The 10,320-nt window shown below is 65.5% G+C and carries 10 protein-coding genes and 1 pseudogene; 7 read left to right on the forward strand and 4 right to left on the reverse strand.

Annotated elements, in window-relative coordinates:
* Positions 1 to 156: 156 nt before the first annotated feature.
* The 3 genes and pseudogenes from DKT69_RS28825 to DKT69_RS28835 all read left to right on the forward strand — a co-directional run.
* Positions 157 to 299: pseudogene (locus DKT69_RS28825) on the forward strand (IS256 family transposase); the annotation flags it as partial.
* Between the two features lie 468 nt (positions 300 to 767).
* Entirely contained in the window at positions 768 to 1,151 is a 384-nt protein-coding gene (locus DKT69_RS41650; RefSeq protein WP_109804616.1) for a DUF8426 domain-containing protein, read from the forward strand.
* 490 nt (positions 1,152 to 1,641) lie between these two features.
* The gene (locus DKT69_RS28835; RefSeq protein ID WP_109804617.1) at positions 1,642 to 1,986 is read left to right on the forward strand and encodes a hypothetical protein; all 345 of its coding nucleotides are present in this window, start codon (positions 1,642 to 1,644) and stop codon (positions 1,984 to 1,986) included.
* An 82-nt stretch (positions 1,987 to 2,068) separates the two neighbouring features.
* On the opposite strand, the gene DKT69_RS28840 is transcribed toward DKT69_RS28835, so the two are convergent.
* Positions 2,069 to 2,611 (reverse strand): hypothetical protein, encoded by a 543-nt coding sequence (locus tag DKT69_RS28840; RefSeq protein ID WP_146231237.1) that lies wholly within the window; start codon positions 2,609 to 2,611, stop codon positions 2,069 to 2,071.
* Between the two features lie 189 nt (positions 2,612 to 2,800).
* On the opposite strand from DKT69_RS28840, the gene DKT69_RS28845 reads away from it, so the two are divergent.
* Positions 2,801 to 3,772 carry an IS30 family transposase gene (locus tag DKT69_RS28845; protein WP_438361886.1) on the forward strand — a complete coding sequence of 324 codons (972 nt, stop codon included), beginning with the start codon at positions 2,801 to 2,803 and terminating at the stop codon, positions 3,770 to 3,772.
* A gap of 33 nt (positions 3,773 to 3,805) precedes the next feature.
* Here the strand turns inward: DKT69_RS28845 and DKT69_RS28850 are convergent, their stop codons facing one another.
* A complete protein-coding gene (locus DKT69_RS28850; protein ID WP_109804620.1) occupies positions 3,806 to 4,222 on the reverse strand; it encodes a YeeE/YedE thiosulfate transporter family protein in 417 nt (138 codons plus the stop codon).
* On the reverse strand, positions 4,222 to 4,731 hold the full coding sequence (locus tag DKT69_RS28855) for a YeeE/YedE family protein (RefSeq protein WP_368666285.1): 510 nt from the start codon (positions 4,729 to 4,731) through the stop codon (positions 4,222 to 4,224). Before DKT69_RS28855 ends, DKT69_RS28850 begins: the two co-directional genes overlap by 1 nt.
* A 1,689-nt stretch (positions 4,732 to 6,420) precedes the next feature.
* On the opposite strand from DKT69_RS28855, the gene DKT69_RS28860 reads away from it, so the two are divergent.
* Together DKT69_RS28860 and DKT69_RS28865 are read left to right on the forward strand one after the other, a co-directional pair.
* Entirely contained in the window at positions 6,421 to 6,627 is a 207-nt protein-coding gene (locus DKT69_RS28860) for a hypothetical protein (RefSeq protein ID WP_109804622.1), read from the forward strand.
* Between the two features lie 3 nt (positions 6,628 to 6,630).
* Positions 6,631 to 6,912 carry an integrase core domain-containing protein gene (locus DKT69_RS28865; protein WP_236648418.1) on the forward strand — a complete coding sequence of 94 codons (282 nt, stop codon included), beginning with the start codon at positions 6,631 to 6,633 and terminating at the stop codon, positions 6,910 to 6,912.
* Between the two features lie 154 nt (positions 6,913 to 7,066).
* Here DKT69_RS28865 and DKT69_RS37955 read toward each other — a convergent pair whose 3' ends face one another.
* A complete protein-coding gene (locus tag DKT69_RS37955; protein WP_146231238.1) occupies positions 7,067 to 7,750 on the reverse strand; it encodes a hypothetical protein in 684 nt (227 codons plus the stop codon).
* A gap of 744 nt (positions 7,751 to 8,494) precedes the next feature.
* Between DKT69_RS37955 and DKT69_RS28875 the strand changes: the two genes are divergently transcribed.
* Positions 8,495 to 9,695, forward strand: a protein-coding gene (locus tag DKT69_RS28875) for an IS3 family transposase (protein WP_109804625.1) whose coding sequence is annotated in 2 segments (ribosomal slippage) — positions 8,495 to 8,757 and positions 8,756 to 9,695 — 1,203 coding nt in all. Because the reading frame shifts where the segments join, the coding sequence is not laid out codon by codon here.
* The last annotated feature ends 625 nt before the right edge of the window (positions 9,696 to 10,320 follow it).

Here is a 10,320-nt window from a genome sequence, read left to right on the forward strand (position 1 = left end):
ACCAGCATGGCCAGCAACTCCTCATACGAGGGCGGGACCAGCGGCTCGGACTGCACACCATGATCTTGCCATCCGACCAGCCAGAGTGGACAGCCGGACGCCGACCCAACTCAAGCTGAATACGTACCGCACGGGTCGGCGTTCTGAGTCGGTTGCGTGAAGCGGCCGATCCTGGTCGCCATCGACGGAGGCAAGGCCCTGCACGGGGCCGCGACCGATGTGTTCGACCACCCGGTGATCCAGCGCTGCCAGCTTCACAAATTCGGAACGTGAAGGACAAGTTGCCCGGGAAGCTGCGTGTGCTGGTGGAACGGCGCGAACCGCCGCGAGCGTCCACCTGCCTTTGCGGGAGGACAATGCCGCGGCGGCTCCGGCCCGGCCGCCAACGATTGATACTGTTCACGGCCCAGCGCGAATGGTGGAGTCGTCACCGTCGTGGTCGACGACCACCAGATTCATCACGCTGCTCGCACACGTCAGCACTGAGCTCGCCGACAACTGGGCGGCCAAGCCAGTTGGGGCGTGACCTGGTGCGCCCCAACAGCACTCGACCAGTCGATATCGAGACGTCTGACAACTTCGGGTCCGCCGAAGAGGTCCACGCCGGCGATTGCAGTGGAGGTTCGCTCCTGCGGAAGACACACTGAGCTGATGCCGACCATTGAGCCGAATGACCAGGCGCAGAACTGGCGAGTGCGAGCGTGGAACGACGAAGCGGTTGAGCGGCGCTTTCTCAAAGAGGACTTGATCCAATCGGTGGGCCAGAAATGCCCGACCTATCGGAATGGCCGGGAGACGAGCCAATCCTCCGGATACTAAGGGCCGCGCTGCCAGAGCGGACGGAACGCGCGTTCCCCGTGTTTGTGAGGTACTGGCGATCCTTCAGGCTAGACATGAAGCCTAACGATGTGGTCGTTGTGCCGATGCGGCGGCGCCGCGCCGCCGTAGGCGTAATCGTCGGAGACTACCGGTTTCAGGCTGACGAGGACGACCCGTACCTGCGGCATCGCCGGCAAGTCCGATGGACAGCCGAGATAGACAGATCGGCCCTCGACGAGAGTGTGCGCGAGGTTGTCAACGCACCGGGCACGCTGGCCCGGCTCCCGTTGGGGCCGATGCCTTCGTCCGCCACGAGCGGGCGCCGATGGTGAACTCGCACCTGTCGATCGCTTCACGGGCCGCATCCTAGGCTCCATCAGTGATGATCGGCACCATGCATACGGCACCGGCCGTCCGCACTGGAGATTGCCCGTCTACCGTCTTCAGGGGCTCAGGTTGACGTAGCGCTGCCAGCGCCGTCCGGGGCGAGTGTCCCAGGTTCGACCGAGCCATGTTCACCTGGCAGTGCTGCTGACCGTGGTCTGCGGCATGACAGTGCGGCGCGAGAATGAATCGCACGCGGACTGATGCCGCGACTACCCTGGTCGGGGACACCGGAAGGTGCGTCAGGTGAGGTTGTGGTGCCGGTGAACCCCGATGGGGAGAGTGACGCGTCTGTCGCAGGCCAGTGACCGTCTGGACGTGCATCTTCAGGCCCTTGCCCAGTGTCTTGATATACCGCTACCTGAGGACGCTAGCGACGAACATCAGCGGTAGTCGCTCTATCAGAGGGCGATTTGCGGCGAGGCGTGCCATCCGAGGTTGCTCGCCGCGGTCTTCCTCGACCCAGACGACGTGCTGGTCGCGGCCGTGGTGGCCCAAATGATGGAGTGGGTTGATGTGGAACACCGCGAGCAGTGGATCGGGTTGGCACGCAACGAGAGCGACCGGCAGTATGCCTCCCGGCGTGCGCGAGAAGTCGACATCCTGCGGATCCAGGGCGCCGTTCCGAAACTCACCCGGGAGACGCTGTCGGCCTGGACTGACTCGCTTCAGATTCGGCTTGCAGAGACTTCCATGGCGGTGCGCACCCTCGATCACCTGGCGCAGTACGGCAGAACGAAAAGGATCCGGCGGACGGCGGCGAGACGGCTGGCCACTGTTTGACTTCCGAAACGCACTGATCTCGGCTACTTAGCGGAGGGCATCGCCGGCCCCGGGCCTGCAATGCTCGGCGCGAGCACGAAGGCTATGAGAGGTCGCGCAGAACACGATCAAGCGCAGCATCCACCTGTCGTCGGCCGTACATGTTGACCAAGGCCAAGTAGCACAGCCCGGGGGCGGCGGGCGTCCAGTTGTCCCGTCTGTCAGGTCGCAAGAGGTAGCGAAGCGTCGAAACGGGTTCGAATAGCACATATTCGATCGCCCGGTGTTCCCAGCCGTCCTCGACGCCTCTGGACAGGTGCGCCTCGAAGTCGGCACGGGACATTGCACTGAGGCGGGCGAGGAGCATGACGCCCCACTGCGACAGGGACGTCGCGACGTGGAAGGCCAAGAGGCGAAGGTCGTACTGGTCGTCTCCGATGTGAAGCTCTTCCTGCATCCCGCGACGGGCAGCCTGGAAGAGATCCGGCGGTCCCCCGTCCACTGAGTTCTTTTCACGGGAGAGTGACTCGTTGACCGACGGGGCCCACATATCTCGACCGGTCGCCATTCGTGGACTTCTGCGGGACACGATGAGCCAGTTGTCCGCGGTAACGACTGCGATGTTCAGCCCGAAGCTCGAACGCATGAAATCTGGGATCTGGCTCGGTTCCCGCCCGTCGAGGTACAGGCTTCTCCGCAGACCCCCAAATCAGCAGACCGTGAGCCAAGTCGGCTAAATCGGAAGTTCACCATCGCGGAGACGTGGGCAGGTTCAGCCGGTCGTAGCATTTGATCTTGCTGGTTTGGTGGGACAGGATGTTCCGCCGTGCGCGCATTGTTGACTTTGGCTGATCGTGAAGAGATATCCCGTGGCCTGGCCGAGGGCCTGGAGTACAAGCAGATCGGTGTCCTGATCAGCCGGAACCCGTCAGTGGTCTCGCGGGAGGTCGCCCGGCACGGTGGCCGGGTCGGGTACCGGGCCGCGGTGGCCGACGCGGCGGCGGTGCTCGCCCGGTGCAGGCCAAAGACGTGGGCGGTCCAGCGGGCGCCGGGCCTGCGGGAGGTGGTACGCGAGCGGCTGCGGTTGGGTTGGTCGCCGGCGTCGATCGCGGGTCGGTTGGCGTTCGACTACCCCGAGGATCAGGCTTACCGGGTGTCTCATGAGGCGATCTACCAGTGGGTGTACGCCCAGCCGGTGTCCACTTTGGCGCGGGAGTTGATCCGGCTGCGGACCGGCCGCACCGCCCGTCGTGGCGGTGCACGCCCCGCGCCGGCGCCGCGGATCCGTGAGCCCCGCTACCTGGACGAACGCCCCGCCGAGGTCGAGGGCCGACAGGTCCCCGGGCACTGGGAGGGTGACCTGGTCATCGGCAAGGCGGGTAAGAGCGCGGTGGCGACGTTGGTCGAGCGCACCTCGCGGTTCGTGGTCCTGATCCCGCTGACCGGCCGGGACGCGTTGACCGTCGGCGACGCGATCATCGCCGCCGCCGGGACCCTCCCGCCGCAGCTGGCCCGGTCGTTGACCTGGGACTGCGGGTCGGAGATGGCAGGCCACGCGAGGATCACCGCCGCGGGACTGCCGGTGTACTTCGCCCGCCCGCACTCACCCTGGCAACGCGGCAGCAACGAGAACGCCAACCGGATCCTGCGGGAGTACTTCCCCAAGGGCGTCCCGATCACCTCCGACCCCAAATATCTGGCCATGGTGGCTTCCGAGATCAACGACCGACCGCGTAAGATCCACGACTGGAAGAAGCCCTCCGAGATATTCACCGAACTCGTCGAGGCAAATGCTTCCACCGACTGAGCTCGCCGTGCCGTCCGAGTCGCTCGCGTTCGGCTACCGCTCGCAGGATCCGCTGTCGAGGTGGAAGTACCTCGTGTTGGCCCAGCGGCAGAGCCGGATGCCGACGACTATGCCGGCGATCGTGACCAAGGCGGGGAGGTACCCGCTGGCGACTTGCACGATGGGGATCGCCGGGCAGCCACCCGAGATCGCCCAGCCCGCGCCAAACAAGATTGCGCCGGGGATTACGCCGGCGTGGATGCGACCTGGGGTGCGGCGGACGCGCAATACGGCGAATACCACGACGATGATCGCTACGGCGCCGGCGAAGGCCAGGAACATGCGAAGATCCTGGAAGGTGAACATACGGTTCAGTTCGGCGTAGTCACCGAACCCGACGTTCGCGACGGTATAGCCGAGAGCCAGCCCAGCGATGATGTTAGCGACGAGTATCCCGCCCCGGGTACGCATCAGATCACCTTCCACAGCAGGAACGACACGAGGACGCCGGTGCCGAAGAAGACGGCAGTCGCGACGATGCTGACCGGCTGTAGCCGGCCACAGCCATTGAGCCCGTGACCGCTGCTGCACCCTCCGGCGAGACGGGTACCGAAGCCGACGAGTACACCGCCGACGAACAACGCGCCAATCATTTCGATCGGTTTGTCGGTCACGATCTGGCCGAAGGCGTCGCCCATGTCGAGGCGGAGCTGGAACCGGCCGGCGGTAACCGCCGCTATCCACCCGCCGACGAAGACCGACAGGAGCAGGGCGACCTGGCTGACCAAGGGTGCCGGGAGCAGGCTCGCCAGTGAGGAGCTCGGCGAGGCAGGTGGTCGCCCGTCCTGTCGCGGTGCCCGCGCGTCGCCGTGCGGGGCGGGATGCGCAGCAGGTGCCGCCGAACCGGCTCCGAACTGGTCGGCGGCGGCCGCGGCGAGAGCCTCGGCGAGGACACGTTCGTCAGCGAACTGCTCGTTCACCCGTTCGACCCGGCGTTCGGCGCGCCAGTGCAGCACGCGGTCCCACGCACCGGACACCCCGAAGGATCGATCGGTCGTGACGGCGTAGTTGATGGTGGTGAGAGCGAGCCCGACAGCCCCCGCCCACCAGGGCCAGTATTCAGTCATGCGGGACCTGCAATCCAATCTACGAGTCGGGTCCACCACCGGACCCGCCGAGGCGCCGGTGGGGCCGATGGAGTTCTGGAGGGGTGCGGACCCGGTGCGGACGAGCCGGGGTTGAAGCCTTGAGCGGGTGCCGGTACCGGGTTGAGCTCCCGGGCCGGCACCGGCTCGAACCGCTGCGAGGACCCCGGATCGAGCCGTGACGGGGGTGTCTGGCGTGCCGTGTCCGACCCCGCACCGGCGGGTACGCGCCCCAGATATATCGCGTCGGCTCCATTCGGCAGGAGCGTGATCGGTACGAGCTGGCCCGTTCGGGACAGCTCGTACCGAGCGCACGTCCGCCAGCCCTGGGCACTGTCGCAGTAGTAGTTGCGCCAGGCGCTCAAGCTTGCGTTGAGCAGGGGGAAGAGGGGGCAGTCCTGAGCGTGTGAGCAGCCCATGTCACTCCGATCTGGCCAGCGTCACCCGGCGAATGGGTGGGATGGCATGAGTTGGAGGGGCAGGTCTCGGTCAGCAAGCATACATACCGTATGGACGACTGGCGATCGAGAGGCGATCATGTCGAACGCCGCTTTGATCAACGGCCTGGTCACGCCCCACTACGGCCTGGTCGCGGTCGGACGGCCGTTGCCCGTGGCCGATGACGCGGCCGCGTCGGCCGTCTGGTTCGCCCGACTGGCGCGGGGCCAGCCCCGCGCCCCGGTCGGCGCCGCGCGCCGAGCGTTCGCGCTGCGCGGCAAGCAGATCCCATGCCGGCGCGCCCTACGCCTCCGGCCACCGGGGGGTGCTGTTGTTGTGGATCGGCGGACGTGTTGAAGCCGTGTGGGTGAGACCAGTCGGGAAGCGCAGTCCGCTGCAGTCAAGCAGGCGAGCGCGTCGGCGGCCGCACAGTTCGACGGGATAGTCGCCGACTTGGCCAGCCGGACGTCCGCGCTGAGGTCGGTCGCGAGCTCGACATCGGACGCCTGTCGCGCCGGCGTCACGAATGGTGTTTTCCCGCGTTACGCTACCGCCTTCAGTGCGGGCGAGGTGAGACCAGGTACGTCGGCTGGCCATTCCCACGCAGCTGTTCACGCTGACCGGCTCGTCCGCGACCGTTGGGCGTCTCGGCGGCGGTGTCGCTGGTCGCGCTGGTGGTTTCGGCGTTGTAGGGTGGCGCTCTCGCTGACGCCGTGGATCGGCGCTGTGGCAATGTACGAGTCTTCTATTCCCGTCCGCCGTCGGCATGGACGTCGCCTGCCGCGACACGTACGGTTCGGGCGCCTACGCACAAACGTCGAATCCTGACGATCCATACGCCTGGTGGTGCTACCGCTGACCCACCCGTGCCTCCGCCACTAATGCCCGATCTCCGTGCGGCGCCCTACGATCACATCCAGACATCTAGCGGCGTTGCTGATGCCGGCCACCGCCTTGATCTTCGTGTTCTTGCCAGGAACCGGAAGATCATCAGCGGTGGTCGTCCTCACGTCGAGCACGAAACGCCGGCATCCACAAAGGTCTGCCAGGAACCACCAGCGGCCGAGGTTAAACGAGAAGCTGTACGTGCTGTTCGTAATGGAGGTCGCAAGCCGCCGGGTGCACGTTCTCGGTGCCACGGCGCATCCGACTGCGGCCTGGACCACCCAGCAAGCCCGCAGCCTGGTGATGGATTTCGGCGGCCGGGTCACGTCGTTCCAGTTCCTGATCCGCGATCGGGACGTCGAAGTTCCCGCGATGCTTAAACGAGGTGTTCGCCGCCGACGGCGTTGACTGGTGAAGATCCCTCCCCGAGCCCCTCGGGCGAACTGTCACGCAGAACGGTTCATCCGCAGCGTCCGGCACGGGTGCACCCACAGACTCCTGATCTACAACGAACGTCACGCCCGCGCCGTGCTCGACGGATACGCCGCCCACTTCAACGGGCATCGTCCACACCAGAGCCTCGCCCAGCACTCGCCGAACCACGACCCGGCCGTCGTCATCCCGATCAACGCGCCGATACGACGCCGCCGGGTCCTCAGCGGCGTCATCAACGAGTACCAGCGGGCGGCATAATCGGATCAACGAAACCCGAGTTCACAGACCCTGCACCGAGTTTGGCACGGTACAGGGCCTCATCGACGTGAACACGTCTTCAGCACCCGTATACCGCGGACGGCGACCGCGAGATGCGGCACGCTGGCCGGGTAAAGGGGGCGGCCTCGGCCTGTCACTCGAGCAGTGGTACCCATGCGGCGGCGACGGTTCCGTCGCGTCGCGCCTCGGTGAGCCGTTGAGCCGGAAGCGGCTCGGGGTGCACTGCCTGCTGCAGGGGACCAACTCCGTAGACGGCGGCGACGGCGCCCAGCGCCCTTGCGGCGGTCGTCCAATTGGACGGTATCTCGGCGACGCTGTAGGCGAATACATGCCCGGTCGGGTCATGCAACGCGAGACCCGTAGCGCGCAGACCCACACCCCAGGTGGTCACCCTCGCCGGATGTGTCGCCGATGGCCAGCGCGGCAGGCCCAACAAGATCGCCGCCTCCACCTGCGCCTCGCACCGCGAGCCAGTGAGGGTTTCCGTCCACGCGGCGCTGGCTGGCTCGAACCAGGCGACGGCGACCCCCACCGGTCCGTCGGCGTGAGAAGGCTCCCCTGGCTGCGGGATGGGAAAAGGAGCAGCCCACGGCTTCTCCTGGCTCGTCACCCACACGTGCAGCCGTTCACCGCCGCGGCGTTTCGCATCATCGGCGACGGCAAGCACCCATGCATCGCTGACCTTGTCTCGCGCGCCTGAGCGATCCGGGTGGTTTACCGGTGGAGTCGGCTCCGTATCACCTGCGCTTTCCGCAGCCGGTAATCTATCCAATACCTCTCGCGATGTTGCTGATGTCCACGGGCGGCGTGCGTTCACCGGTTGAGTGGACCTGGGTACTGCCGCAGGTACGGGCTTGAACGCGTCGACTCCATTCGGCAGGAGCGTGATTGGCACGAGCTGGCCTGTCCTGTACAGCTGGTACCGAGCACATGTCCGCCAACCCTCCGCACTGTCGCAGTAGTAGTTGCGCCAGGCGCTCAAGCTTGCGTTGAGCAGGGGGAAGAGGGGGCAGTCCTGAGCGTGTGAGCAGCCCATGTCACTCCGATCTGGCCAGCGTCACCCGGCGAATGGGTGGGATGGCATGAGTTGGAGGGGCAGGTCTCGGTCAGCAAGCATACATACCGTATGGACGACTGGCGATCGAGAGGCGATCATGTCGAACGCCGCTTTGATCAACGGCCTGGTCACGCCCCACTACGGCCTGGTCGCGGTCGGACGGCCGTTGCCCGTGGCCGATGACGCGGCCGCGTCGGCCGTCTGGTTCGCCCGACTGGCGCGGGGCCAGCCCCGCGCCCCGGTCGGCGCCGCGCGCCGAGCGTTCGCGCTGCGCGGCAAGCAGATCCCATGCCGGCGCGCCCTACGCCTCCGGCCACCGGGGGTGCTGTTGTTGTGGATCGGCGGACGTGTTGAAGCCGTGTGGGTGAGACCAGTCGGGAAGACCGCGCTACTCCTCCGCCACGCCCAGGACCACACGGAAGGTCACCCGTTCCGTCTGAGGTGCCACGGGTTCTCCGGACAGGGACCCCAAAAATAGAATTGCCCTGTCTGGAAGGAAGACTATTGCCACGCGCGAAGAGGAATTTCTCTCCCGAGTTCCGTGAGGAAGCGGTGAAGATGGTGATCGAGACGTCTCGTCCGATCGCTCAGGTCGCCCGGGAACTCGGGATCGGGGAAGGAACGCTCGGGAACTGGGTCGCGGCGTACCGTCGGGACCACGCCGGTGACGAGCCGGCGCTGAACATCAGCGAGCGGGAAAGACTGCGGCAGTTGGAGCGTGAAGCGCGGGAACTGCGTATGGAGAACGAGTTCCTGAAAAAGCCGCCGCGTACTTCGCCAAGGATCATCGGTGAGTGAGACGTTCGAGTTCATCGACGCCGAGTACGCGCACGGTTCCACCCAGAACATTCCCACGGCGGGGCCGTCAATTGCCGCGATGTGTGCCTGGCTTGGCGTGTCCCGGTCCGGCTATTACGAATGGCGTGACCGGCCCGAATCAGCGAACGCCTGCCGGCGGGAGGAGCTGAAACACCTCATCATCGTGTCCTTTGAGGAGTCCGACGACACCTACGGGTACCGACGGGTGCACGCCGACCTGGCCGCGTGGGGTGTCACCTGCGGCCCGGAGCTGGTGCGGTCCCTGATGCGCGAGCTGGGCCTTGTGCCCTGCCAGCCCCGGCCGTGGCGGCACAGCCTGACCGACAACGACGGCCACGACCGGCGTCTGCCGGACCTCGTCGGCCGTGACTTCACCGCCGAGGCGCCTGGGCAGAAGATGGTCGGCAACATCACCTACATTCCGACCTGGCAGGGATGGCTGTACCTGGCCACCGTCATCGACTGCCACACCCGCGAAATCGTCGGCTGGGCCATGGACGACCACTACAAGACCGCCCTGATCGAATCAGCGATCACCATGGCCGTGCGCAACCACCCGACCGACGACGGCGCCATTTTCCATTCCGACCGCGGCAGTAACTACACCTCCGGCGACTTCGCCGCCATTCTGAAGAAACTGAGGCTGCGGCAGTCCGTCGGCCGCACCGGCATTTGCTACGACAACGCGATGGCCGAATCATTCTTCGCCGCGCTCAAGAATGAACGCGTCAACCGCACCCAGTACCCGACCCGCGAACACGCACGACGCGACATTGCCAGATACATCGAACTCCGCTACAATTCCCGCAGACGCCACTCAGGACTCGGCTACCGGACGCCGCAACAAGCCCGCAACGAGTTTCTGAACTACCAGCTCGCAGCATGAATTAGTTGCTGATCAGCTGTCCGGAAAACGCGAGGCACATCAATGGTCAGGATTCAGGCGGCGTTGACAGCATTGGTGATCCTGGTGCGGATGAACACGAGGATCTTGCGGCCACCAGGTCTGCACCGTGGTGGCCAGACGCTGCAACGCTCCGAGTCCTTGCCTAAGTTCGCAGCCGGTTGGTGTTGCGCAGGTCAGGATGGGTGACGGCGTCACTTGGCGTTGTATTGATTCCACTGCCGGGCATAGACATCCGAACTGGACGAGACACGCTTTGACCTGGACCGGGACTAGTCATGGTTGGTCATTAGTTGCTACCGCTGGCCTACGTTAGACGGCCTACAGACGGCATGATCTTGATGCTGAGTCTAGCTATCGTCGCCAGCCCGGCAGACTACTTGAAGACGCCGATGACCCCAGTCACGGTGCCGACGACAAAACTGAGGGTTGCCAGCTTCGCTGAGGCTCCGGTCCAGATGCCTTTGGACTTCTGACGCCGTACGTATTCAGCTTGAGTTGGGTCGGCGTCCGGCTGTCCACTCTGGCTGGTCGGATGGCAAGATCATGGTGTGCAGTCCGAGCCGCTGGTCCCGCCCTCGTATGAGGAGTTGCTGGCCATGCTGGT

Origin of the sequence: Micromonospora sicca (assembly GCF_003172935.1) — a bacterium.
GTDB classification, from domain to species: Bacteria; Actinomycetota; Actinomycetes; order Mycobacteriales; family Micromonosporaceae; genus Micromonospora; species Micromonospora sicca.